This is a genomic window from Streptomyces aureus, from assembly GCF_001418135.1.
Classification (GTDB): domain Bacteria; phylum Actinomycetota; class Actinomycetes; order Streptomycetales; family Streptomycetaceae; genus Streptomyces; species Streptomyces aureus_A.
On sequence record NZ_LIPQ01000103.1, the window covers coordinates 22,310 to 46,612 of the forward strand.

Below are 24,303 nucleotides of genomic sequence, written 5' to 3' on the forward strand. Positions count from 1 at the left end.
CCACTCGGATTTGTCGGCCACAACGCAAACAGGGCGGGCAAGGCCGATGAGCGACGATCAAGCTGTTGTCAGTGGCTGACTCTAGGCTCGGCCCTATGACAGCAGACCTGGTCCAGGCATCATGGACTCGCATCGACGCGTGGTTGCGCGAGCACGCGCCCCGCACTTTCGCCACGCTTCGGCCGCCCGCCAGGGACGAGGAGATCGCGGCAGCGCAAGAGGAACTGGGGGTCACCTTTCCTCCGGACCTGGTCGCTTCACTCCTCCGACACAACGGGGCGTTGGAGGGACCTGAGGCTTTCCGGTTCAGCACGGGCGACCGGCTGCTCGGAGTGAGCGGGATCCTCGGGGAAACCGGGTGCATGCGTGGTTTTGACCAAGGCATAGACGGGGAGGCAGAGGGCTACTGGCTTCGCAGCTACGTAAAGTTCGGTTCCTATGACGTGACGTCGGACGGTCTCCTGGTGGATTGCCGTACTGGGCGGGACTCCTTCGGTGCGATCGGACGGTTCTTCGACGAGACCGGTACCCGTTTCGGGGCGGCCGACTCGCTGGGTGGGTATCTGTCCGAACTGGCCAGCAAGCTTGAGCGCGGCAAGGACGGTGGTGCCGTCACGTTCAACGGCCGGCTGTTCTGGGAGGGGCCTCTGGCTCCCAGACCGGAGTGCAGTGCCGACGAGCCCCTTCCCGCACCGGATGAGAAGCTGCCGGAGCTGGACCTGTCCCACAGTCCCACCGACCTCTTCCACGCGAGCTACCTGGATGGGCATGAGGAACTCGGTGCACTGATCGCGATCCTGCCGTATGAGCAGGTGGTTGAGGCCGCACGGAAGCAGTTGCGCAGACTGGCGGTCGAATCGGGCCTGAACAAGTACCCGGAGGTCAAGGCAGCCCTGGACGCGTGGGAGTGCGGTGTGGCTCCACCGCAGCCGGACCAGACCGGGCCGCTCGCTTTGCGGCTCCGCGCGGTGCTCGTGCAGGCCAACACCGGCCGAGACGTCACTCTCAGGTGGGCCGCGGAGAAGATAGCCCTCGGGATCTGGGGGTCCCCCTACAGGTCCGTGTGCGAGAGCGCGGAGCTCCGAAGTCATTTCACTGTCGACTGGCGTGCGGATCTGCATGCGGACCTGGGCAGTCCTCCACTGCCGCCGCTGCCTGACGAGCGCTTCTGGGGGACTCTGCGCAACCCCGCCATCGACTCCAGTTGGTACGCAGCTCAGTACACCCAAGATCAGGTCTGACCCCAGGGACTCCGGTTCCGCGTGAGCGCCGGGTACCGCTCGGGGGCGCTGGCGTGCAGCCGCGCGGCGACGTCCGGAGGTCGGCCGCGAAGGCTTCGGCCTCCTTCACGACATGGTGGAACACAGGCGTCTGCGGAAGTGCTCCTCCGCAGACGCCTTCACCAACGCGGTCTGCAGGGCCGCGAGCCGGGCCCCGCGCATCTCGTCAGACCGGCCCCCGCGCCCAGAAACTGCGCGGCCTGGACCTGCGTGTCGGTCACGTCGATGCATACGACCTGGTAAGGGGCACAGATTCCTCTGTCGATCGCGTCCGAGAGCGTCAAAGTGAACGCCTGCCTGCCGAACGGGACCTAGGGGCGTCTTCCATGCTCGCGACCAACGCGCCGGGCGCGCCGTCCTGGTCCCCGTCCCCGAGTTGCCACAGCCGGGGCGTGGCCGTCGTGTACAGGCGTCGCAACGAAGGGATCTTCTGATTGTCGTGGACGACCGCCCACGGCTTCCCGATCCGGCCCGACGTCCTGTGGCCTCATCGACCCCCGGCGGCCTCCCTCACGCCACGCGGCCCTGGTCTGGGCGAGCAGGTCCAAACAGGCCTTCCTTCGCTGACATTCCGATCTGCCTTCTCCTGTGGGCCGGGCGAGCGGTCTCACGCGGCAGAGAACGGGAAACCTGCACGTGGACGGGGCGTGATTGACTACGGTGAAGTACACCCCGTGACGAAGCAACGCACACACTCAGCCGAAGGGGAGATATCTGAAGCAGCTCAAATCATTTCGATCATTTCTAAAACGATGCAGCGCCCATAATTCAGGTTGGATGTCGACTTGACGCGCGATAGAATATCATCGAAGGTCGGTTATATGCCATGTGCCATCGACATCTTTGAGGACCAGCTGTGACAGGTCCAGTGGATTGCTGCCAAGATCGACGTATCCAGTGAGTCCTGACGCCTTGGGATATCGAGTGTCCGTGTCAGCGAGTTCGCTTTTCTCAGCGGAGGTCAGAGGCTCGATCATCGCTTGGATCGCTGCGGGACAGTCTTTGGCGCGGTAAGTGGCGGTGAGTTCGGCTCGGGCAGTCCGGGTCATAGCGGAGCAAGCAGCTTGACCGTCTTCTCTGCCGAGGTGACCAAGGTAGTTGGAGGCAGATTCCTCAAGGGGGTCCAGGGAATCGCGTAGAAGCATGAAAAGGCCAACACCGAAAGCCGTTACCAGGGCCGCGGCAAGGATGACTATTCCCTGGATCCAGCGGCGCGAGAATCCTGTTGAGGTCATACAAACCCTCCTGCACGTGGTCGGGGATCGCCCCGATCCTACTCGGAATGGATCCACGATTCACTGATGAACGAGCCACCCGACCGCCCCAAGCCTGACGCAGCCGGAGAGCCACCGCAGGCCAGCGGCCCTTGGCCGGGTGACCGGCCCTCCGTATCCTGTTCTCGCCCGACGACCCGTCACCACCCGTCCTCCACGCTAGCCTTGCCACGGCAGGGCCGTCAGGCCCGTGGGTGGGGCGCGCGGTGATGATCTGCGGGTTTGTCGGTGGTGGTTCGGCATTGTGATGTCAGTGGGTGAGTCTCGAACTCTCTGCTGTTCAGTGGGTTTTCGTGGGTGATTTGGCTGCTGCCAGGGATGCCGATTTGGTGCTGACTTCCTTGCTGATGGTGTGGGTCATTTGGTTGCCGGTCGGTATTGTCGGGAGATGTGTTGTCACTGGTCAGAGCTGTGATGGAAGGGGCTGGGTGCTGGTAGTTGGGACGGGACCCGCCGGTGTCGGGTTCTACCGGTGATGGCTGAGTGCGTAGCGGATTCCCGTTGCGGTGAGGCGGAATTGTTCGCCGTCCTGGACTGTGATGAGAGGCAAGACCGGGCTGTCCGGTGCACGGTCTTTGAGCTGTCCGTGGACGTCGGCAGCGCGTACGAGGCAGCGCGCCCAGGTAAGGGTTGTCCCGCAAGTGATCTCGGACGTGCTTCTCAGCAGTCGTCGGCATAGATCCACTATCCGGTCAGGGCGAGGTTGTGGAGGCGGGCGATGCCGAGCATGGCGTGGTGGACGCCGTCGCCTTTCAGGCGGCAGTCGCGGAGGATCTTTGAGGTCTTCATGCGGGCCAACGTGTGCTCGACTCGGGCGCGGACTTTGCGGTGGGAGGTGTTGTGGGCTTCCTTCCAAGCCGGTAGTTCGGTCTGGCCAGGTTCTCGGCGGTGCGGGATGATCAGACCGGTGCCGCGGTAGCCACCGTCTGCGATCACGGTGGTGTTGCCGACCGAGCTCTTGGCTCCGGATAGTTCCCATGCCTTGCAGTCGTTGCGGTTGCCGGGCACGGGCCGGCCGACGGAGACGACAAGGCGTGAGTCGGCATCGATGACGACCTGGTGGTTGGTCGAGTAGCGGTAGTTCTTGGACTGCTCCGCCACACTGTGGTCCCGTGTCGGCACCAGGGTGCCGTCCACGATCAGCACCGTGTCTCGGCGGAAGCGGCTCCGCGGCTGCAGCGCGAGCAAGGGCCCGAGCTGGCTCACGATCCGGCCCGCGGCCGACTTCGAGATCCCGAACAGGGGAGCCAGCTGCCGCAAGGTCAGGTTCGTCCGCCAGTACGCGGCAACCAGCAGAACCCGGTCTTCCAGCGGCAGACTCCACGGACGACCCCTGCAAACAAGGGGCGGGCCTCCGCGCCGCAGCATGGTGATCAGTTTCCCGAACTGCTTCGGACTCAGCCCGGAGTACGGCGTTATCCATGACGGCTCCGACGCCGTGATCACAGCCCCCACAAGAAGATCATCTCAGCGACGGGCCTGACATCCCTGCCCGCCCGGAGGCATACGGCCCGTGACTTTGCCGGGCCGAAGTCAGTAGAGCCAGCGGTCCAGGAGCCCTGGCCAGAGAAAGCCTTCGTAGCCGTTGAAGGCCGCCGGGTCGATCTCCTTCAGCTCCTCGGCCAGCTGGTTCAGCTCCGCGAAGGCCCGCTCTTCCTCCTCCTCAGAGAAGTACTCCTCGGGACCGTCCGGCTCACTGAGAAGCTCAGAGGCTGTGACTCGACTGCCGTAACAGTGAAGGACGTCGAGCCACACGCCGACACCCGAGTTGCCGAACCATGCCTCCCCATCCGGCATGACGAAGTAGACCGCCCCAGTCTCCGGCTCGACGCCGAACGATGACCGCTCGGCCTGAACATCGGGGTCCGCCTGCTCGGTGAGACGGTAGAGCGGGCCCCGGGACGCGAGCAGGGCTGGCTCAGCCTCGCTCTGCATCACGACTCGTTCGATGAGGCGCGGAGCTACCGGGATGCCCACCTCGACGAGCTGTGCCTTCATGAAGCCCGGGATCCGCCAGCCGGCCACAGCGTCCTGTCCGGCTCGCGTGACATGCCCCAGACCGGCCCACTCGGTCAGCTGGTCGTACGTCGCCATCGAACGATCCTCTTCCGTCGGCTGCGGACCTGACCCTATCGAGCCGGTCTCAGGCCAAGGCACGGCCGCACTTGCGGGACATCCCTTAGGGAGGGCGTAGAGCCGGCATCTGCGGGGGGCTGTGCTGTCGTGGATTCTGACGGCGGTCGCTGTTTTCGTTGATGTCGATTCCGCGGATCATAGCGAGCCGGTTGATGTCCGCCCCGGTGACCGCGTGAAACTGAACTTGATTGAGTTATGTCGGGGCTGGCCGCCTGATAGGAGTCGCGAGTCTCGCGGGCCTGTGGGTGTTGCCGAGCGGTCCGTTGGGAGAGGCTCCTCCCGCGAACCAGCCCCTGCCGCAGTTGCCGAAACCCCTTGTTGGCAAGCCAGGTCGTCGAGACGACACCTCTAATTCGTTAGTAAATAGAGGTTCTGGATCTCTGAGGGGCCCGGGGCGGTTGTCCAGCCTGGGGCAGGACGTGTGTGGTCCGGTCGGTGCCGTGGTGACCTCTACGACACCTCCGACCGTGCGAGGTCTTGCAAAAGACCGGTTGTGCTGGGCGCCGGCCGGTCCTCGCACGTTCTGCCCCCGCGGGCCCGTCGGGTTCGGGATCCACGATGGATGAGCTGCCGCACGGTGACGCGTTCCTTCTCACGAGCCTTGAGCTCTGGACACGGCGTGCGCCCGTGCGGTCTGGCGGTGCCGCGCACGGCTGATGAGGTGGCGGACCTTGGAGCCCTGGAATTAGTGCGCCGTGCGGCCCCGCGTGCTCGTGTTCGAGAACGGCACTGGAGAAGGGATCCATGGACGTGTTCTGCGGGATCGACTGGGCGGAGGGACACCATGACGTTGCGCTCGTCGACGACACCGGCAAGTTGCTGCCAAGTGCCGCATCGGCGACGATCTGGACGGCTACCGCCTGCTGCTGGATCTCCTGGCTGAGCACGGCGATACCGCGGAGACGCCGATCCCGGTGGCGATCGAGACCAGCCGCGGCCTGCTGGTCGCCACGCTGAGGCAGAGTGCCCGGCAGATCTTCGCGGTCAACCCGATGGCGGCCTCCCGCTACCGCGACCGCCACGGAGTTAGCCGTAAGAAGCCCGACCCCGGCGACGCACTCGTGCTCACAAACATCATCCGCACGGACATGCCGATGCACCGGCCGTTGGCTGCCGACACCGACCTGGCCCAGGCGGTGGCTGTCCTGGCCCGAGCCCAGCAGGACGCGGTCTGGAACCGGCAACAGGTCTGCAACCAGATCCGCTCGCTGCTGCGCGAGTACTTCCCGGCGTTTCTGGAGGCGTTCAAGGACAAGCAGGGCGGTCTGGCCCGTCCCGACGCCCGCCGGATCCTGGCGGTGGCACCGACGCCCGCGCTGGCCGCCAAGCTGCCGCTCTGGCGACTGACGGCCATGATGAAGCGGGCCGGCCGACGCAGGAACATCGAGGCTGACACTGGCGCCTGCAGGAGCTCTTCCGCCGCGAGGCCCCGCACCAGGTCCCGCTGGTCGAAGAAGCGATGGGCAAGCAGGCCCGGGCCCTGCTGCTGCAGCTGGACGCTGCCTGCGAAGCGGTCGCCGACCTTGGACAGGCCACAGAGGAAGCGTTCCGAGCCCAACCCGACGCCTCGATCATGCTGAGCTTTCCCGGCATCGGCTCCCAGATCGGCGCGCGAATCCTCGCGGAGATCGGCGACGACCGCACCCGGTTCGCCACCGCCGGAGGGCTGAAGGCATACGCGGGCGCGGCCCCCATCACCCGGGCCTCCGGCAAACGGCACTACGTCGGGCGCCGATTCGTCAAGATCAACCGGCTCAACCACGTCGGCCACCTCTGGGCCTTCGCTTCCCTCGGCGGCTCGGCCGGTGCCGACGCCCACTACCGGCGGCGACGGACCGGCGGGGACTGGCACATGCAGGCCCTGCGGCACCTGTTCAATCGGATGCTCGGCCAACTCCGTCACTGCCTCTTGGCACGGGTCCCGTTCGATGAAGCGATCGCCTTCCCCGCACAGCCCCATCCAGCAGGAACAGCCACCGCGTGAAGCAGAACGGGGCGGCTTGTCCAGGGGCGGCGGGGGAGACGATCATTCGGCCATGAGACCCGAAGTACAGACGTTCGTTGCCGACGGACCGCTTCCCGACTGGGACGCGAGCGAGGAAGAGATCGACCGGCGTGAACGCCAGCTGAGGACGATCTCCCGCCCTGTCACATCCGAAGAGGCGGCCGCCCTGGCCACCTGCTTCGGTCCCGACGACTGCTACGGCGTCGCCTGGACGCTCGTGCACCTGATCGAGACGGCTCCCAGCCCGGTGCCACACTGGCAAGATCCAGGTCCGGAATCTGGCGACTGGGCCGAGGTTCTGCGGGGGCGATGGGGCGGCGGCTTGACGCCTTAACTGCATGAGGTGTCTTTCTCCGCGATACTCGGAGGAAGAGGCTTGATGCGCCACGTGCGGCGGGCAGGCCTCCCGGTGGAACCAGCCTCCGGGAGCTGGCTGGCGAGGCTCACCGCTGCCGCTCACGCGCGTGAACGCCGAAGCGGCTGCTGAGCTTGCCTGATACGGCGGTACAGGGGGGCCCTGTAGCAGAGGGTGAGGGCGCTCATCTGGAGCTTCTTGATCTGTGTTTGCGGCTACCGACGAACTGGCACCGGCGATCAATGCAAGAGGCGAGTTGAGTGTGCATCGGTCGGCGCACGCCTGCTCGTGCTCCGAAACGCCTGACGACCCCGCCCGGGGGCGGGGACGTCAGGCGTGAGGGCTGGCTCCGGGCGCGTCCCAGTCGATGCGGCGACGCTGGGGGAGTGGCGGCTCGACGCCGAGGCGCATCACGCCGTTCGCGCTTCACGGGGGTCCTTGCTCTGCACGTTCATCCGTACGCAGCTCTGCACAGAGACGGGTAGGCCGACAACGGCCCGCCGGATCCCGGAGGGCGGGCCGTTCCACCGCCCGTGTGGCCGGTCGTCGGCGGGTCGGCCGACGAGGTCTCGGGGCGGTGGGGCCACGGCCTATCGGGCCGTGGCCCCAGGTTGGTCCGACGTGGCTGGTCAGCCGTTCCAGGTGGCGGTGATGGTGAGCTGACCGGGGCCGGCGGGCAGACCCTGGAGTGCGACCGGGACGGGGGTGTCCCAGGTCCGGTCAGTGTGACGGATGGTGTGGAGGAGCTTGTTGTCGCTGGTGGTGACGGCCACCTGCACCTCTCCGTTGACGTGGGTGGCCGCGACGCTCTTGGCGGTCACGGTGCCCAGGACGGACTTGAGGTCGCCGAACGGGGCCCAGCTGCCGTTGGCGCTGCGGATGGTGTGGTACTGGCGGGTGCCGTTGTCGGTGGCGATGACGAAGTGGGCGTCGTCGCTGCCGGTGGCGGCGCTGACCGAGGTGATGGGGCCGATGGGGCTGGCCTGGCTGGCCTGCCCGGAAACGTCGCCCCAAGCGGTCCAGGTGTCGTTGGCCTTGCGGACGCTGTGGAAGAGCTTGCCGTTGCTGACGACGGCGGTGTGGAGTTCGCCGCTGACGGTGGTCATGGCGGCGGCGGTGATGTTGGTGCGACCGTTGGAGATGTCGCGGAATCGCGTCCAACTGCCGTCCTGCTTGCGGACGGCGTGGAAGGCCTTGCCGTCTGCGACGGCGAGGAGGTGAAGGTCGAAGCCGATGCCGGCAGTGGTGACACTGGTCAGGCTGCCGAGCTCGCCGGCGACGTCGAACACGTCGCCGAAGGGGCTCCACGTGCCGTCCTGCTTGCGGACGGTGTGGAAGAGCCGTGCGTTGGTGCCGATCGCGACGACGTGGGTGTCACCGTTCATGCCGGTGGCTGCCGAGGCGCGGATACCGTTCAGGGACGACGCCTTGTTCTGAACGTCCTGGAAGCCGGTCCAGGATCCGTCGTTGAGGCGAGTCGCCTGGTAGAGGCCGCTGCCGGACTGCACCAGAGCTTGGGTCTTCCAACCGGTGCTCTGGGCACGGACGAACTGGAACCAGTTGTGCAGGTCGTCGACGCGGGTGCTGTGAGCGCCACCGAGGGTCTCGACGCTGCTGCCCAGGCAGTTCCCGAACGTCGAACGGCTGACGATGCCGACGAGCGTGAACGTGCGGTAGTCGACCTGGCGGACCGCCGGTGCACCGGCGTCGCCCTGGCAGACGGTCGTCTCGTCCGGGTTCTGCGGGGTGAGGGGGAACCCGGTGGCCTCCACCGTTCCCGTGGTGAAGGCGCCGTCGTGGCGGGTGGTGGGGACCCATGCGGTCTGTGTACGGCCGAAGGCCGGGACGGTGAGCTTCTGCCCGGCGACGGGACCCGTGGTGGACAGGACCGCCGGGGCGATGTTCGTGGCCGGTGTGGCGAGGCGGCCCATGACGAGGTCACGGTCGGGGTGCGGCACCAGCTCGACGATGTCGCTGGCGTGGCCGCCCATCAGGTTGATGGCCGGTCGGCCCAGGGCGACGGTGGTCTTCTCCTTCGGAGGCCCGGCGAGCAGTGTGTTGCTCTCGGAGGGCTTGTCTGCGAAGCAGCTCTTTGCGGAGAGAACCCACTGCGGATCGACCAGCGTGGCCGAACAGTGCTTGATGTCGCCGATGTTCAGACGGCCGCTGAAGGAGAGACCGGTGATGTCGGCCGAGAGGCCCGGGGGTGTAGAGGCGCCGGTGACGCGCATCTGCAGGAGCACCGCCTGCTTGGGATCACTGACATCGGCTTCGCCGAAGCCCATCGAGGTGTCCCGGGCGACGGTCAGCTCCTCGGTGGTGCCGGCGATCGACACACCCGCCTTGACGTCCCGGCCGTCGGTCTCGATGCGGTAGGCGCGAGGGATGTTGACCTTGAGGTAGCCGGTGCGGCCGGGGGCTGCGAAGCAGATCCTGGAGTCGCCGGTCTTCAGCTTCACGGCCCAGACCTTGATCTGGTAGGGGCCGTCGCAGGGGGTGACGGTGATGTTGCCGTCGCCTTCGACGAGGTCTGCTCCGGTCAGCGCGAGGACATTGGCGCGGTCGGGGTACAGGCCGTCTTCTACTGCGTAGCCCAGGTCGGTCGGCGGGTCGCCGGCCGCGCTGGCCAGGGTGGTCGGTGTCCCCAGGGCGACGGCGAGCGCCGCGGTCGTAACGGGCATCCATCTGCGTATGCGCACTGCTGAGTTCGCTTCCCAAGAAGAACCCCTCCGCACGGGCGGAGGGGGACAACGGAGTGTGGAGAAGACCGCGCCGTGAACGGCGGGCCGTCATGATCGCCTGGGGGGCCGCCGCACAATATATGCACAGGTTCCGACGAAGACCTATTCGTCGCCCATGGTTTGACCATCAGTTATATTCCGGGATCGCGGCTGGTGGGTCGGTGCGACCCACCACCTCGCTCGTCCATCCGTGACGACCACAGCAACGCCGCACGAGGTCCGTGTGTTTGCTGGGGCCCGAACGCCTTCGGCCTGGGGAAGCCGAACAACAGGAGGCGACAGGGCCCCTCCAGCGTGTTCCACCGCAACACAACGCAACGGTCCGGCCGTCGGCCGGAGCGGACTTCTTGGTGCACGGCGATCAGTAGAAGGAAGAGAAGAAGTGCGTCAGCATGCAGGCTCTGGGTCCCGGGGGAGGGGATTCCAGTTGGCCGGCAGGTCCGCCCGAGGACTCCTGCCCCTGGCCCTTGTGGCCACCCTCATATCCGCGGCGCCGGCCGCCGTCGCCGAACCGGTGGCGCCACCGCTCTCCGACCGGGCCAAGGTGCTTCAGGCCTGGAAGACCTCGAGCCCGGCCGTTCGCGCGGCTGCGGAGGAGGCCCTCACCGGCACCGATGCGAAGGTCAGGGAGTACCTGGCCGACGGTGAGAGAATCGCTGAGGAACTCGACCGGCGTGAGGCTGCCCTCACGCTCGTCACCGAGGCCGGACCGGAGGTGAGTGCGGCTGCGGCCGTGGCTCTCGAGGGCACTTCGGAGCAGCTGAGCGCCTTCATGCAGGACGGCTGGAAGCAGCCCCTGGAAGAGGACCAGAGGGTCGCCGCAGCACGCGCGACCGAGGCCGGCGGGCCCGTGGGCCGCGAGGCCGGCGATGCGGCGATGAACGGCACCATCGACGACATCCGTGCCTTCCTGAACGAGGGCCAGCACACGAGCCGTGACGAGGACGCCCGTCTGCGCGTCGCCCAGATCGAGACGGCGGGAGGTCCGGCCACCAAGCGTGCCGCGGCCGCCGCCCTGAACGCGGGCATCACGGAAGTACGGGATTTCCTCGCCTACGGGCAGTACATCACCCGTGCCCAGGACCAGGAACACGCGAGCATCAGCGACCTGGCCAAGCAGACCTCGGATGCGGCCGTCGCCGCTGAGAAGGCCAAGGCCAGTGCGGAGGAGCAGGCCAAGAAGGCTGAGGTCGCGGCGGGTCTGGCGAAGAAGGAAGCCGCGACGGCCGCGGCCGAGACCCTGGCCGCAGCGGAGGACGCGGACAAGGCCGAGGACGCGGCACGCCGGGCAGCGGAGTCCGCCCGCCGTGCCGCCGCAGCTGCGAAGACCGCCATCTCGGCGGCCCGCGCCGCCAACGCCGCAGCCCAGACCGCGATCGCCGCGGCGTCCAACGCCGCGACCGCGGCCCAACGCGCCTCGCAGGCGGCCAGCGACGCGTGGTCGGCCGCGGCTTCCGGAAAGGTCAACGAGAAGGCGGCGGCTGACGCGCTGAAGGCCGCGACGGACGCCGAGAAGATCGCCAATACCCTCACGGCGATGCTCAAGACGGCCATCGCGGCGAAGAACTCGCTGACCGCGGCGCTCGAGGCCATCGAGGACATGAAGGATGCATCGGCCAGCGCGAATGCCGCAGCCGGACATGCCGCCAAGGCAGGCGCCGACGCGAGCAGGGCCAAGGCGGCGGCAGCAGCGGCGGAGCGGCACGCCGCCGAAGCCAAGCGTGCCTCCCAGGAGGCGCAGCGCCACGCGGACAACGCCGTCTCCGCCGCCACCGAAGCCCGCGACGCCGCTTTGTCCTCCGCCGCCCACGCACGCAAGGCCGCGGAGGCGGCTCGCAAGGCGAGCGAACACGCGGGCGATGCCAAGGCCGCGGCTGACGCGGCGAAGGTCAACGCCGCGGAGGCCGCGAAGGCCGCGCAGGCGGCCACCGATGCGGTCACCAAGGCGCAGGACGTCCAGGCCGCCACCCGCAAGGGCGAGGCCGAGGAGATCACCGCCCGCACGGCGCTGCTGGTCAACGAGGCCCGCGACGCCAAGGAAGTCACCGACGTCGCCAAGGCGGAGATCGCCAAGGTCGCGCAGGAGGCCCTCAAGCTGCAGGCCGATTTCGACACCCTCGCCACTGAAGCGGCCAAGCCTGATGCGCAGCCTGCGCAGATCGCCGCCAACGGCCGGCGCATGGCCATGACGGCCCTGCAGATCCGTGGTCCCTGGAGCCGGGCGGCAGCCGAGGTCGCGCTCACCGGCGACGACAGCGCCGTCCTCGCCTACGCGCGCTCCGGCTGGAAGCAGGCAGAGGAGGAAGACGAACGCGAAGCCGTCAACGTCCTTGCCGAGCAGTCTCCCTACGAGGACGTCCGCACGGCCGCGACCGCGGCCCTGTCAGGCACCCCGGACCAGGTCCACGCGTTCCTCATCGCCGGCCAGTACCAGGTGGCCGCCGACGACAACCGTGTGCAGGTGGCCCGCGTCGCCCAAGCCGGCGGTGACGTCGTCAAGGAGGACGCGCAAGCCGCCCTGGACGCCGCCGACCCCAAGGCTCTCGACACGTTCCTCACCCACGGCCAGCACCAGGCACGGATCGAGGACTACCGCATCGAGGCCGCCCGGCTCGCCGGCGGGACACCTGAGGTCAAGGCGGCGGCGGAGGTGGCTCTGGCCAGCCCCGACACCCACCTGACCGCCTTCATCACCTCCGGCCGTCACAAGGCCACCCGTCGCGACGAGCTCAACGCCGCGCACATCGAGCAGATCACGTCCATCCTCGCCACCGCGGCCCAGACCGCTGCGCTGGCCCACAAGTCGGCCTACGATGCGGCCGCGGCTGCCGAAACGGCCCAGGGCCATTCGGATCTCGCTGCCGGTCACGCCAGGACCGCTACCGCGTTCGCCACCGAGGCTCAGGGCCACGCCGCCCGGGCCCAGCAGGCCGCCGACCGCGCGAGCGCGTCGGCGAAGTCCGCGGTGGCCTCCGCCGCAGCCGCCCGCAAGGCCGAAGCGGAGGCCGCCGCCAGCGCCCGCAAGGCCCGGAACGCGGCCATCTCCGCCGAGGCCAGCTACAGCGCCGCCCAGGGGTATGCCGCCAGTGCGTTCCGGGCGGCCGAGCAAGCTCGGCAGTCCGCCCTGAACGCCGGTCAGAGTGCCACCGAGGCCTACGCCACGTTCCGCTCGACGGTCGTCCGCTACCAGACCGAGCGCTACACCGCCGAACAGCAGAGCCTCCTCGACCAGCGCATGGCCGCGCACAAGTTCGCCGCAGAGCTGGAAGCGATGGCGGACGGCGGGGGGTCCTCTGAGTGGAACGAGTTCATCCTGGCGCTGGCCACCAACCAGATCCCGCCCGGCATGAGCATCAAGGAGTACATCCACTTCAAGCTGGACATCATGGGGGTTCTGCCCGTCGTCGGGGAGCCCGCTGACGCCATCAACTGCATTGCCTACTCCGTCGAATCCAACCTGTCCAAGTACGGGTTGGGCAACAAGGACGCGGCCAAGGACGCCGTTCTGTCCTGCGCCGCCATGATCCCTTTCGGGGGCTGGGCCGCCGCCGCCCTCAAGGGCCTGGGCTGGGGCAAGAAGTTCGGCGTCAAGTTCGACGACATCTTCGAGAAGATCGGCAACGTCCTCAAGCGGGACCCCCCCTGCAACAGTTTTCCGGCCGGTACCCGGGTGCTCATGGGTGACGGCACGGCCGTCCCCATCGAGGACGTCCGCACGGGTGACGCGGTGCAGGCGACCGATCCGCTGACCGGGGAGTCCGGACCGCGGCGCGTGGACGCCACCATCTACACTCCCGAGGACCGCGACTTCACGGACATCACCCTGGACGCGGCCGTCGGCGGGGGCAGCCTCACCGCGACCGGGAACCACCCGTTCTGGTCGGACAAGTCCAGGAAGTGGGCGGAAGCCGCCAGCCTCAACCCGGGCGACGAACTACGCCTCCCCGACGGTGACACGGCACCGATCGCCAAGGTCCACCACTGGAAGGGCCTCCAGCCCGCCTACAACCTGACGGTCAACGACCTCAGCACGTACTACGTGCTGGCAGGTAGCACCCCGGTTCTGGTCCACAACAACCGGTGCCTGATCGCTGACGCCACCGGCCCGCAGGGTGAAGTACTCTGGCTCCCCAAGGGCCGGAAGGCGATTTCCACGGCCAATTCAGGCAAGGGTTGGTTCTACGAGATCAAGGCCGCCGAGGCCAAAGCCAACGGGTTCCACAAGGACGTCAGGTACGTGCGCGTCATGGATCCCGTGACCGAGGGGACCCATAAGTACCCCAACGGTTACATAACGTATGTGAACGAGGCCGGCCAGTTCGTCAACCCGCACACAGGTCAAACCGTTGGCAAAGCAGACAAGTACTGGCATATATCTCTGTGATGACAACTATGGAAGACCTCTACAGCCTGCAGCACTATCGACGCGCTCTCGAGACCGTCGAATGCGATCCGCTGACGAGATCAGACGCACTGCATGATGTGCAGCTGCTGGAAGCCAGGGTAGGTCCGACAGTCAATCAGGCGGCGCTTCTCTTCGACATGAGAACCGCATCGTTCTTCCCGTCGGGGAATGCCGCTCTGATCGTCTTCCGGGGGCTCAGGTCTCTGCGATGGGACGGAATGCCGCAGGATTCTAAGCTGATGGCGTTCACGGTGACATCAAGCCGGCCGCGCGTCGCGCCGACGGGTGAGATCTCTTTCGAGATGGACTTCTTTCCCGATGGAAATCTTGCTGTGAGCGGCGATTGCGCGGACTTCTACCTGCTCCAGGTGGAGGGAATCCCGGAGGCCCCGCCTCTTTATCTCGAACGAAGCCTCGAGCACGTGCGATCGGACCTCCCCTCGTGGGATTCGCAGTGCGAGGTGCTGCAATCAAGCACTCTTCCGCAGGCAATCGGGTGAGGCCTGGCCTGCTCGGGCGCATCGCTCGCGCTGAGCCCGGGTGAGGCCTTGCCTGCTCGGGCGCATCGCTCGCGCTGAGCGTACGTAAAGGGGCGGTGTCGGCGCCGACGGTTAAGCCGTCGGCGCCGGCAGACCGGCTCGTCCTCGCCACCCCAGCACCCTCACAAGCAGCATGATCGGCTGGACAGGCACGGACGCCTCCGATGACCGCCGTCGGGTGTGGGCGGTACTGTCCACCGAACGCCCGCGCTCCCGCACTTATCGGAGCGCCGGTCCGGCGAGGGTGTCACGGTGGCCGACGAGGACGGCCGTGCCGGTTTCACCGGGTGAGGGGCCTGCCTTGGGCCGGCCCGCCGTCATCGGCCTGTTCAGTGGTGGGGCCCCAAGTCGTCCACGCTTGTCGAGGCTGAGAGGGGTGATGGGCTCCTCGACGAAGATGGCGGGGATGGCGACATCCACCGGCCGTGAGCGCTGAAGAGGCGTGGGCGCGGCCGGCGAGACCGGTGGAGCGCCGCGGCCCGCGGCATCGTCGGCACGGACGGCGACGGCCGGGGGCCGAGTTCGTCGGTCAAGTCCGAGCAGGCCGACACGAGGCCTGCCAGCGACGCGAACGTCACCGACAAGGTCATCGTGAGTCGGCAGGCGCGACTCGGCCCCCGCCGCCGTGGGGGTCGGCGGTGCTTGCTTGGCCTTGCCGAGGGCACGACGCACGGCGGACCGGCGGACCACGACCACTGCGATGCCCAGCGCACCGGCGGTCAGCGCGGCACTCGACCCGAAGTTCGACTCCTCCTCGGCGCTGAGCGTCTCAAGGTCCGGGACACCGCCGCCGCCCGCGGGGACGGCGCCGGAGGGCTGCTGGTAGCCCGATCCGGCGTTGATCTCCGCGGCAGGCCTGCTGCTCGGGCTGGCCGGACGGGTTCGGGCCCTGGCCCGCGGCACGGCCGTCACAGTCGATTTCGAAGCTTCTGTTCTTGGGGCCGGATGGGACCGTCCAGACGAGCTGGTAGGTGCCTTCCGGCAGGAGGTACCGCTCGCTGCGCGCCGCGCCGTTGACCAGCGGCAGCGTGCAGACCAGGTGTCGCCCGGCGGCACGGTCGGCGGCTGCCACGGGGACACCGTTTCGCCGACCGGACCCGGGCCAACCACGCGACCATGCACGAACTGCTGGCGGGCGGACTCAGCCGGAGGGCAATCGGCCGCCAACTCCGCATGACCTCGCGCACCGTCAAACTCTTCGCCGACGCAGCCACCCCGGAGGACCTCTTTCGCGGGCAGTGGCAGGGCCGGCCATCCAAGCTGGACGCGTTCAAGCCCTACCTGGATGACCGCCGGAATCAGGGCTGCACCAACGCTTGGGCAGTATGGGAAGAGATCGCGCCACTTGGCTATCAGGGCAGCTACCAGCGCGTTCGCGCCTACTTCCGTAAGAAGCGGATCTCTCCCAACCCGATCACAGCTCGGCCACCATCACCCCGCGTCGTCGCCGGCTGGATCCTCCGGCGCCTCGAGACCCGCCTCCCCAGCCTCCACACTCTTGCCGCGGGCATCGAACGTGACCGCAATGCCGTCATCGCCGGGCTCACCCTGCCCTGGAACTCCGGCGTGGTCGAGGGGCACGTCAACCGGATCAAGATGCTCAAACGCCAGATGTTCGGTCGGACCGGCTTCGCTCTCCTGAAGAAGAGGGTTCTTCTGGCCAGCTGACCACAGCCACCCGTAGGGTGACGGGGAACCAGAGAAGAGCACGATGGATCCCCGCATACCCCGCCTGCGTCGCAAGCTGGCCGCGATCCCTTTCCAACCCCTGCGCAGTCACTCCTTCGGAGAAGAGCAACACAAGTTCCGCCTCGGTCCGAAGCTGGCGGAAGCACGCGTCGCTGCCTTCGAGGCCGAGCACTACATCGTCCTGCCCGACGCCTATCGGCAGTTCCTGACGCACATCGGCGGCTCAGGCGCGGCGCCGTTCTATGGCCTCGTGCCGCTGGAGCGATGTTCCCTGCGGGGCATGAATCCGCGCGGAGAACCAGGGGCACCCCGCGGCTTCGACGGCAGAGACCCCAGGGCCCACGGACGCGACCTCTTCCTCCACATCATCGAGATGGGCTGCACCGACGTGTGCCTCATCGCGGTGACCGGGCCCCTCACTGGCCGCGTCCTCATCGGTAACAGCGACGGGTACTGGGGCCCTAACGTCTCCTCAGCCACCGACTTCCTCGACTGGTACGAACGCTGGCTCAACCACATGAGCGCCGGACGCGACAACCGCGCCCTGGAACTCACTTCGCCAAGGCTTCGCGCTCATCCAAACCGCCATCGCCTGGCTCCGAAGATCTAATCTCCGTAATCGCTCCACGGAAAGTGAGCCAGAACCATTTCTCGTGAGCATCAGCACCGCTCAAGATCGCCAAGTGCTGCCCAAAACACTGACCAAACGCAGCTCTGCACGTGAACGAAGCCAGCCTGTCCCTGCCTGATGTTGAGGCCACGGGATCACACCGGGGGCAGGCGCCATGCGCACCGACTGCGGTGCGCAGCAGTAGAAAACCCGCCAAGGAGATACCCGCATGAAGGTGACCCGCCGCGCCCTCGTGGCTGCCGCCACGGCCGTGCTCGCCGCCGTCGCGCTCGCCGCCTGCAGCCCCGAGTCGTCTGACTCGGCGCCGGCACAGTCGGCCACCACGCAGCCGACGACCGCCGCGCCGACCACCGAGCCCACCCCGGCCCCGGAGACCACGGAGCCGACCGAGGGTGCGACCGAGGAGGCCCCGGCCGCCGAGACGGCCGAGGTCCCCGACGTCGTCGGCATGAACCACGCCGAGGCGCAGAGCCTGCTGCGCAGCAAGGGGTTCATGGTGAACGAGGAGGACGCCAGCCCGGAGGGCCGCATGATCCTGAACAACTCCAACTGGAAGGTGTGCAGCCAGGACCCGCAGCCGGGCGCGAAGGACACCCTGCGTGTCGCGATCTATTCGGTCAAGCTCGACGAGTCCTGCTGACGTGACAGTCGGGGGCCGTCGTGCCCGTCAGCGGCGGCCCCGCCCCCTTGACCCGCCGCAAGGAGTACCTGATGTCCGCCCTTCCCTTCACGGACCCGGTCGAGACCGACCTGGCCTCTGGGGCGTCGCTCGAAGCGGTCGCCGCCCGGCACCCCGACCTGAGGGTGCTGGTCGAGGAGTTCGCCCGGCGCCTGAACTGGCCGCCCTACCTGTAAAAGGTCGGGCCGAGCGTGTGCCGGCTCTGTCTCCCGTCTCCGCTCAGCCGCCTGGTCATCGCCTTGGTGGCCATTCACGCGCTGCCTGGTGAAGAGCTTCGCATGATTCCGACGAACGACCTCAACCTTGCTCGCGGCACTCTCGAAGTCCGCCGCGGCTTGCTGCGGCACACCCTCTACCTGGAGGAATTTACCCACCGACTCGCCAGTGAGTGGCTCGCCTATCGCCACCACCGCTGGCCGGCATCGGCGAATCCCTACCTTCTCGTCAGCCTGAGGACAGCCCTCGACCCAGATCATCCGGTGGTCAGCAGAACATTGCTTCGCAGAACCCTCCCCAAGAACGTCACACTCGTCGGCCTGCGGCAGGACCGCATGCTCAACGAGGCGTTTGCCACCGGTGATCCCCTCAAGCAGATGCGGTTTTTCGGGATCACCGCGCAGACCGCCATGTGCCATGTCGGCGCCGCCTGCCCGGGGCGCACCGCGAAACTGCCCAGGTAGCGGGCCCGCTCCGAGCCCGATGCCAGCTGAAAGCCCGTGGCGGGGTAGCAGTGGGTCCGGCATCATCCCCATGTGATTGTGATGCAGCCCGTTCTGGAGATCTCCGCCGCTGACGACTTCGCGCTCTGGCCGGTTGGCGAGCACGAGTCATATGGCTACCTCGTGCTGAACGGGGAGCTCACTCCGGCGGAGGTCGGCACGGCGGTTATGCAGATCGCCGACTGCAACGACTTCGAGCCGGAGGAGGAGCACGGGCCGCGCCCGACCGACCCGCTCGGCACATTCCTGCACGGGCTGCTCACCATGCCTGATCTGTTCGCCGCCGGAGGGTTCCGGGTGACCGAGAATGCCACCGGCACCGTCTTCGTCGAGCCGGGCTGCTGCAACGGCCTGGAGACCTGGCGGGACTGGCTGGAGGTGCTCGACGGCACCGGCTGCTCCTACTTCGGCCACGATCCGTCGTCGGTGGCCGAACGCGTTGGCGACATTGTCCGGCTGACGTTCGACGCTTACGGGTCGGACGGCAGCCCGGTGATCGAGCTGTCGGTGGACCAGGCCCGCAGGCTTGTCGCGGGCGCCCAGCAGGATTTGCAGGACTTCCTCGGTCTTGCCGGAATCTGGGCTGAACAACACCTGCCAGCAGACGCCGCCGCCATCACTGCCGCCCTGGCACGGGCACTGGACCTGGCGCCCACACAATGACCAGCTTCCTGACCCACCGAGCGCACGTGCACGACGCCCGTCTCTCCCTCCGTCGCCGGCACAGCGCGCTGCGGACCTGCATCACCCTCTTTGCTCCGTACGGCTTCCGGGCGACGTACCACCACCTCACGCTCAGCGCCGCGATCCCCCGGCGGCTGGAGGCGGACCCGGACGCGCTGGTGCGGGCGGTGGAGGAACTGCATGAGGCGCGGGTGCTGTGGCTCGCGCGAGCGAAGGAGTACGCCGCGCAACGCCGGGCGGAGAAGCGGGCGGGGCGGCGCCCTGTACAGAATCCGCGACCGTGGTGGCTGCGGAGCTGGTGGGAGGGCCCGAACCGCGCCTGGTACGAAGACCCGTTGCGCCATCCGTCGCTGCGGCTGCCTGAGTACGTCCGGCGACAGAATGCGATTCTGGACGGCGCCGACCTCCCCGGCTGCCCCGCCTGCGGGGACGAGAGACCGCTGGTGTCGAACTCGACCGGGCACGGCTGGGTGGAGCTGTGCCGTGGGTGCGCCTGGGTGCTGGCGCCATGTCCGTGCGGGCAGCGGCCCCGGTTCGTCCCGGAGACGCCGTTCAACTGGAAAGGGATCTGGCAGCGGGCGCACATGAGCGATGACGGCATGCCGAACCCACATTGGCCTGCGGGCTAGCCGGTTGGATGCGGCATGGGGGGCTTGGGTGTGGACGATCAGCTGGGTGGCGCGCGCTCTTCAGATCGTTGCCCGCCGCGCAGGTGATCGTTGCCCGGCGCTCCTCGTAGTGAAGAGATATCGCGGACGCTGCTGGGAGGTCGCTGTGGAAGCACTCAGGGAGCCTTTTCCAACCTCAGGTCGAGGCGTGGTGAAGGACGAGAGAGGGCTTAGCGAGGCCGTTCCCGGTGGCCCGCACCAGGGATGGGCCCTGCCCGTTCGTTCAGGAAGCCCGGATCGCCCGATCGATCTCCGCGCCGGTGCAGGCCACGACGACGGGCCACTCGTTCCTGAGGGCGGCAGGCAGAAGGTCACGGTCCTCGTCCCGCTGAATCATGGTTGGTCCGCCCGGGACGACGAGCACGGCATCCAGTCGGCGCAGCAGGACGGCCAGGAGGTCCATGATTCCGCCGCCTCCGAAGCGGTTGAAGGTGATGTTGTCCGGACTGGAGAAGAACACACCAGCCTCCTCCCTCTCCGCCGTACGCACCTGCAGGAAGTTCGTTCGGGGGTCCCGTGCCACCGCATAGGGGGGCGAGGACCTCGTGCGCAGCACTCATGTCCAACGGCGTCGGCTCACCGTTCTCGAACCGGCATACGAAGATGTCGAAACTCATGGAGTCCTTTCTAGCCTCAGGGCGAGGCGTGGTGCAGGACGACGGCCTACCTCGGTTTGTGCAGTTCAGGTGCAGGGTGAGGATGGCCTGGACGAGCCTGGTGATGCGATTGGTGCTGCAGCGGAGTTTGCGTAGCAGGCGCCAGGTCTTCAGGGTGGCCATGGCCTGCTCGGCCAGGGCCCGGATGCGCGCGTGGGCGATGTTGACGGCTTGCTGTCCTGCGGACAGTCGCTCCCACCGGCCGAGGAAGGGCACCCGGACGGTGCCGCCGGCGCCCTGGTGGCCCTTGTCGGCCCAGCAGGCCAGGCCCACGTCGGTAAGGGCATCGGTGATGCCGTGGCTGCGGGCCGCCTTGATGTCGTGGACGGCGCCGGGCAGGGCGGGCGAGGCCCACAGCAGGCGGCCGAACGGGTCGGAGATTACCTGCACGTTCATGCCGTGCTTCTTGTGCTTCCCGGAGTTGAACGGGCGGTCGGCGGTCCGGTCGATCGCCAGCAGCGTCCCGTCCAGGATCACGAACGCCTTGCGGGATGCGGCCTTGACCGCACTTGCCATGTCCGGGGCGAGTGCGGCCAGGATCTCGACGGCCTCGGCGATGTACCGGTAGGCGGTGGTGGTGCCGACGCTGAAGCCGGCCGCAAGCTGGGCATAGGCGTGTTCGCACCGCAGGTGAGCCAAGGCCAACAGGGCCTGACGGCCGGTGGTCAGCCGCCGCCAGCAGGTGCCACGCTGGCGGCGATGGGCACGCAGGCGGGCGGTCAGGAAGCGCAGAGCGGAACTGGACACGTCGATCCCTGACGGGTAGGCAAGCATGAAAGCCTCTGGTGGAGACGGTTCTCTTGGTTAGAAACCCATCTACCAGGGGCTCCACTGCGCTGTCAGCCCAACTTGCCATCAAAGAAACCAGGTTGGAAAGTTCTCACTGACCGCCTGGATCGCGTTCAGCGGGACCATTCCCTTGGTCGGCCCCGCGGTGGCAGTCAGCCTTTATCTCCGAGACGGCACCGTCGGCGAGGGCCTGCCATGAACAACCGTGCCGTCGACTTGCTGAGGTCGGCGCATCCGCGGCGAGGTGAGGTGGGCCTCGCTCTGCCCGCAGTGGTCGTCGGGCCCGCCGCTGCTGTTGACCCGGCAGTTGTTCCTCCGGATGCCGGGATGGATCTCCGGTATCGCCCGCTACGCTCCGGCTGACGTGCCCGCGTCGCTGTGCGTTCGAGTATCTGAGCGGCGGTTCTTTGCCGCACCCGAGTCATCCGTCTCACGGTTGGTCAGGGTTTGGAGTATGAGCGCGCCCACGCACAGCAGCGCGCCCAGTCCCCAGATCGTCAGATAGGCGGAGAGCGCTGGGACGTCCGTGTCCCTGACGACCAGGGTGCCGAGGACGACGGCCGAGCCCGCGCCCGCGAGGCTGCCGCCCAGGGTCTTGAGGTTGTTGTAGACGGCGGTCGCGCTCGCCGTGCGGTCCGGGGTGCTGCGTTCCGCGATCAGGGTGGGCAGACCGCCCATGGCCAGGCCCATGCCGAAGCCGGAAACTGCGGATGCCAGGGCGAACAGCGGCAGTGTGGTGTGGCCGGCGATCAGCCCCACGTTGCCGGCGGCCATCAACGCGAAGGCGAGCAGCAGGACGCGACGGTAGCCGGTGCGGGCCGCCACTCGGGCCACGAGGCTCGCCCCGGCGAAGGCCAGGACGTGGGGCACCGCGCCCCACGCGCTGATCTCCCAGGTCGTGAGCCCGAACCCGTATCCCTCGTCGTCCGTCGACGCGGCGATGTACGAGATGCCGACTGCCTGCCCGCCCAGCATCACGGCGCCGAAGACGAAACCGGAGACGTAGTACGGCGCGGACCGGGGGTGGGCCACCGCCCGGACGTCGACCAGGGCGTGCGTCCGGTCCCGTTCGAGCCGGACCCACCAGGCGAGCAGGGTCAGGGAGAGCACGAGGCCGCCCAGGGTGAGCGGAGAGGTCCAGCCCCAGGTCGCGCCGCGCGCCGTCGTGCCGAGGAACAGCAGCAGCGCCAGGCCGAGCAGCAGTGCCCCCGTCCAGTCCATCCGGCCGGGCGCGCGCGTCCGGGACTCGGGGATCGCGCAGTACGACAGGGCCACACAGGCGCAGGCGATCGCGGCGAGGACGCCTAGCGTCGCCTGGACGCCACCGGTGAGTTCGAGCAAGGGGCCCGCCAGGCCATGGCCGAGGAGCGAGCCGAAGGTGAGCGCCCCGACGAGGAGCCCTACGGCCCGCCTCGCGCCCTCGAGGTCGAGCCGGTCCCGTACGAGACCGATCTCCAGCGGCAGCAGCGCCGCCAGCGGACCCATGAGGGCACGGCCCACCAGCAGCACCGTCAGATTCGGTGCGAGGGCCACCAGGACGGTGCCCGCCGCGACACAGACCAGCGCGATCCGGACCAGTCGACGGTGCCCGTACAGATCACCGAGCCGCCCCAGCACCGGCACCCCCACCGCGGCGGCCAGGAACTGGACCGCCATGTACCACTGCGCCTCCGACGCGCTGATGGACTGCCAGTCCTGCACGGCGGGCACCAGCGCCGGGCCCGACCCCTGGAGGAAGCCACTGACCAGCTCGAAGACGACCAGCAGACCCACGACGGCCGTGACCCGGGGCGCCGCCATGCCCTCCGTCCCGCTCGGCGCTCTCATGCGGACGCCCCGGTGGCGAGCCGCCGCTCCGCAAGCTCGGCGAGCAGCGCCGCCTGGCGGTGGAGCACCTGGTCGTCGAACATGGCCCGCGGGGAGTGGTTCTGCGGCGCCTTCACCACGTCCACGCCCTCGGGCGCCGCGCCGACCAGCAGCATCGCGCCGGGCACCTTGTTCAGCACCAGGGAGAAGTCCTCGGAACCGCTCGCGGGCTGGGGGGCGTGCCACACCTCGCCCGGGCCGAACAGGTCGCGCGCCGTCTCCAGGGCGAACTCCGTCGCGGCCGGCTCGTTGACCGTGACCGGGTAGAGCATCTCGTACTCCACCTCCGCCTCCAGGCCGTGCGCGGCCGCGATCCCGCGCACCAGACGGGGCAGCCCCTTGGCCAGCCGCTCATGGTTGGCTTCCGAGTAGCTGCGTACGGTCGCCTCGAACTCGGCCGTGTCCGGGATGACGTTGTGCTGCGTACCGGCGTGCAACCGTCCGACGGTCACCACCACCGGGTCGAAGATGTCGAAAGTGCGCGTCACCCAGTTCTGCAGCGCGGTCACCATCTCGCAGACCGCGGGCACCGGGTCCTTGGCGTGGTGCGGAGCCGAACCGTGCCCACCCTCGCCCCGCACCGTCACCCGCAGGACGTCGGATGCCGTCATGACGGTGCCGGGCCGGGACGCGACCCAGCCGCCCGGCAGGCGGTTGGCCGACACATGGAGCGCGAAGGCCGCGTCGAGGGGCTTGCCGGCCGCGTCCAGGACACCCTCGTCGATCATCGCGCCCGCGCCGTTGTGTCCCTCCTCGCCCGGCTGGAACATGAACACCACGTCGCCCTGGAGGCTCTCCCTGCGGTCCGCGAGCAGCGTCGCCGCGCCGACGAGTCCGGCGGTGTGCAGATCGTGTCCGCAGCCGTGCATCCGGCCCGGCACCTCGGAGGCGTACTCCACCCTGGTGAGTTCGTCCACCGGCAGTGCGTCCATGTCGCCCCGCAGCAGGACCGCCCCGCCGGGACGGCCACCCCGCAGCACGGCCGTGATGGAGGTCAGCTCCCGGCCGAGCGTGATGTCGAGGGGGAGACCGTCGAGCGCGGCAAGGACCTTCTCCTGCGTACGCGGCAGCCGCAGACCCAGCTCCGGTTCGCGGTGGAGCAAGCGGCGCAGCCGCACGAGATCGGGCTGGAGTTCCCTGGCGCGTTCCAGTACGGACATGCTGCGTCAACCTCCTGGTACGGTTCC

At 68.1% G+C, this 24,303-nt stretch carries 17 protein-coding genes and 2 pseudogenes; 12 read left to right on the forward strand and 7 right to left on the reverse strand.

Annotation, left to right across the window (positions count from 1 at the left end):
* Nucleotides 1-95: 95 nt before the first annotated feature.
* On the forward strand, nucleotides 96-1,241 hold the full coding sequence (locus AOK00_RS10885) for an SMI1/KNR4 family protein (RefSeq protein WP_055600104.1): 1,146 nt from the start codon (nucleotides 96-98) through the stop codon (nucleotides 1,239-1,241).
* Between the two features lie 842 nt (nucleotides 1,242-2,083).
* Here the strand turns inward: AOK00_RS10885 and AOK00_RS38975 are convergent.
* The 3 genes from AOK00_RS38975 to AOK00_RS10895 form a co-directional block, all read right to left on the reverse strand.
* Nucleotides 2,084-2,515 carry a hypothetical protein gene (locus tag AOK00_RS38975; protein ID WP_159041729.1) on the reverse strand — a complete coding sequence of 144 codons (432 nt, stop codon included), beginning with the start codon at nucleotides 2,513-2,515 and terminating at the stop codon, nucleotides 2,084-2,086.
* Nucleotides 2,516-3,238: 723 nt separating this feature from the next.
* Nucleotides 3,239-4,009, reverse strand: a complete 771-nt coding sequence (locus AOK00_RS10890; RefSeq protein WP_107097358.1) for a transposase — start codon at nucleotides 4,007-4,009, stop codon at nucleotides 3,239-3,241.
* Nucleotides 4,010-4,087: 78 nt separating this feature from the next.
* Complete coding sequence (locus tag AOK00_RS10895; RefSeq protein WP_055600106.1) at nucleotides 4,088-4,648, reverse strand: SUKH-4 family immunity protein; 561 nt, start codon at nucleotides 4,646-4,648, stop codon at nucleotides 4,088-4,090.
* A 786-nt stretch (nucleotides 4,649-5,434) separates the two neighbouring features.
* On the opposite strand from AOK00_RS10895, the pseudogene AOK00_RS10900 reads away from it, so the two are divergent.
* Nucleotides 5,435-6,674 (forward strand): annotated as a pseudogene (locus tag AOK00_RS10900) (IS110 family transposase).
* A gap of 52 nt (nucleotides 6,675-6,726) precedes the next feature.
* Nucleotides 6,727-7,029, forward strand: coding sequence for a hypothetical protein (locus AOK00_RS10905; protein WP_055600107.1), 303 nt, complete (start codon nucleotides 6,727-6,729; stop codon nucleotides 7,027-7,029).
* Nucleotides 7,030-7,679: 650 nt separating this feature from the next.
* Here the strand turns inward: AOK00_RS10905 and AOK00_RS10910 are convergent.
* On the reverse strand, nucleotides 7,680-9,731 hold the full coding sequence (locus AOK00_RS10910; protein WP_055600108.1) for a trypsin-like serine protease: 2,052 nt from the start codon (nucleotides 9,729-9,731) through the stop codon (nucleotides 7,680-7,682).
* A 529-nt stretch (nucleotides 9,732-10,260) separates the two neighbouring features.
* Between AOK00_RS10910 and AOK00_RS10915 the strand changes: the two genes are divergently transcribed.
* From AOK00_RS10915 to AOK00_RS10955, 9 genes are all read left to right on the forward strand, one after another.
* A complete protein-coding gene (locus AOK00_RS10915) occupies nucleotides 10,261-14,175 on the forward strand; it encodes a polymorphic toxin-type HINT domain-containing protein (protein WP_055600109.1) in 3,915 nt (1,304 codons plus the stop codon).
* Nucleotides 14,176-14,183: 8 nt separating this feature from the next.
* Nucleotides 14,184-14,696 (forward strand): hypothetical protein, encoded by a 513-nt coding sequence (locus AOK00_RS10920; RefSeq protein WP_055600110.1) that lies wholly within the window; start codon nucleotides 14,184-14,186, stop codon nucleotides 14,694-14,696.
* Between the two features lie 1,155 nt (nucleotides 14,697-15,851).
* Nucleotides 15,852-16,403, forward strand: a complete 552-nt coding sequence (locus tag AOK00_RS10925; protein ID WP_254047319.1) for a transposase — start codon at nucleotides 15,852-15,854, stop codon at nucleotides 16,401-16,403.
* 43 nt (nucleotides 16,404-16,446) lie between these two features.
* Nucleotides 16,447-17,034 carry an SMI1/KNR4 family protein gene (locus AOK00_RS10930; RefSeq protein ID WP_055600111.1) on the forward strand — a complete coding sequence of 196 codons (588 nt, stop codon included), beginning with the start codon at nucleotides 16,447-16,449 and terminating at the stop codon, nucleotides 17,032-17,034.
* Nucleotides 17,035-17,263: 229 nt separating this feature from the next.
* Nucleotides 17,264-17,695: a PASTA domain-containing protein gene (locus tag AOK00_RS10935; protein ID WP_055600112.1), complete on the forward strand. Its 432-nt coding sequence runs from the start codon at nucleotides 17,264-17,266 to the stop codon at nucleotides 17,693-17,695.
* 71 nt (nucleotides 17,696-17,766) lie between these two features.
* Complete coding sequence (locus AOK00_RS10940) at nucleotides 17,767-17,910, forward strand: hypothetical protein (RefSeq protein WP_159041730.1); 144 nt, start codon at nucleotides 17,767-17,769, stop codon at nucleotides 17,908-17,910.
* 102 nt (nucleotides 17,911-18,012) lie between these two features.
* Complete coding sequence (locus AOK00_RS40150) at nucleotides 18,013-18,414, forward strand: hypothetical protein (protein WP_254047320.1); 402 nt, start codon at nucleotides 18,013-18,015, stop codon at nucleotides 18,412-18,414.
* Nucleotides 18,415-18,495: 81 nt separating this feature from the next.
* A complete protein-coding gene (locus AOK00_RS10950) occupies nucleotides 18,496-19,116 on the forward strand; it encodes a hypothetical protein (RefSeq protein WP_079041930.1) in 621 nt (206 codons plus the stop codon).
* Nucleotides 19,113-19,766, forward strand: a complete 654-nt coding sequence (locus tag AOK00_RS10955; protein ID WP_055600115.1) for a hypothetical protein — start codon at nucleotides 19,113-19,115, stop codon at nucleotides 19,764-19,766. The genes AOK00_RS10950 and AOK00_RS10955 overlap by 4 nt, the downstream gene beginning before the upstream one ends.
* Before the next feature lie 722 nt (nucleotides 19,767-20,488).
* Here the strand turns inward: AOK00_RS10955 and AOK00_RS36925 are convergent.
* The 3 genes and pseudogenes from AOK00_RS36925 to AOK00_RS10975 all read right to left on the reverse strand — a co-directional run.
* Nucleotides 20,489-21,235, reverse strand: a pseudogene (locus tag AOK00_RS36925) (transposase family protein); the annotation flags it as partial.
* Nucleotides 21,236-21,598: 363 nt separating this feature from the next.
* The gene (locus tag AOK00_RS10970) at nucleotides 21,599-23,077 is read right to left on the reverse strand and encodes an MFS transporter (protein WP_254047321.1); all 1,479 of its coding nucleotides are present in this window, start codon (nucleotides 23,075-23,077) and stop codon (nucleotides 21,599-21,601) included.
* A complete protein-coding gene (locus AOK00_RS10975) occupies nucleotides 23,074-24,276 on the reverse strand; it encodes a M20 metallopeptidase family protein (RefSeq protein ID WP_055600118.1) in 1,203 nt (400 codons plus the stop codon). The genes AOK00_RS10970 and AOK00_RS10975 overlap by 4 nt, the downstream gene beginning before the upstream one ends.
* Nucleotides 24,277-24,303 lie beyond the last annotated feature (27 nt).

Excerpts from the sequence above, each read along its gene's own strand:
- AOK00_RS38975 (WP_159041729.1), bottom strand. The coding sequence starts at position 2,515 with ATGACCTCAACAGGATTCTCGCGCCGCTGGATCCAGGGAATAGTCATC.
- AOK00_RS10895 (WP_055600106.1), bottom strand. The coding sequence starts at position 4,648 with ATGGCGACGTACGACCAGCTGACCGAGTGGGCCGGTCTGGGGCATGTC.
- AOK00_RS10905 (WP_055600107.1), top strand. The coding sequence starts at position 6,727 with ATGAGACCCGAAGTACAGACGTTCGTTGCCGACGGACCGCTTCCCGAC.
- AOK00_RS10950 (WP_079041930.1), top strand. The coding sequence starts at position 18,496 with ATGCAGCCCGTTCTGGAGATCTCCGCCGCTGACGACTTCGCGCTCTGG.
- AOK00_RS10885 (WP_055600104.1), top strand. The coding sequence starts at position 96 with ATGACAGCAGACCTGGTCCAGGCATCATGGACTCGCATCGACGCGTGG.
- AOK00_RS10930 (WP_055600111.1), top strand. The coding sequence starts at position 16,447 with ATGGATCCCCGCATACCCCGCCTGCGTCGCAAGCTGGCCGCGATCCCT.
- AOK00_RS10935 (WP_055600112.1), top strand. The coding sequence starts at position 17,264 with ATGAAGGTGACCCGCCGCGCCCTCGTGGCTGCCGCCACGGCCGTGCTC.
- AOK00_RS40150 (WP_254047320.1), top strand. The coding sequence starts at position 18,013 with ATGATTCCGACGAACGACCTCAACCTTGCTCGCGGCACTCTCGAAGTC.
- AOK00_RS10910 (WP_055600108.1), bottom strand. The coding sequence starts at position 9,731 with ATGCCCGTTACGACCGCGGCGCTCGCCGTCGCCCTGGGGACACCGACC.
- AOK00_RS10925 (WP_254047319.1), top strand. The coding sequence starts at position 15,852 with ATGCACGAACTGCTGGCGGGCGGACTCAGCCGGAGGGCAATCGGCCGC.
- AOK00_RS10920 (WP_055600110.1), top strand. The coding sequence starts at position 14,184 with ATGGAAGACCTCTACAGCCTGCAGCACTATCGACGCGCTCTCGAGACC.
- AOK00_RS10970 (WP_254047321.1), bottom strand. The coding sequence starts at position 23,077 with ATGAGAGCGCCGAGCGGGACGGAGGGCATGGCGGCGCCCCGGGTCACG.
- AOK00_RS10940 (WP_159041730.1), top strand. The coding sequence starts at position 17,767 with ATGTCCGCCCTTCCCTTCACGGACCCGGTCGAGACCGACCTGGCCTCT.
- AOK00_RS10975 (WP_055600118.1), bottom strand. The coding sequence starts at position 24,276 with ATGTCCGTACTGGAACGCGCCAGGGAACTCCAGCCCGATCTCGTGCGG.
- AOK00_RS10955 (WP_055600115.1), top strand. The coding sequence starts at position 19,113 with ATGACCAGCTTCCTGACCCACCGAGCGCACGTGCACGACGCCCGTCTC.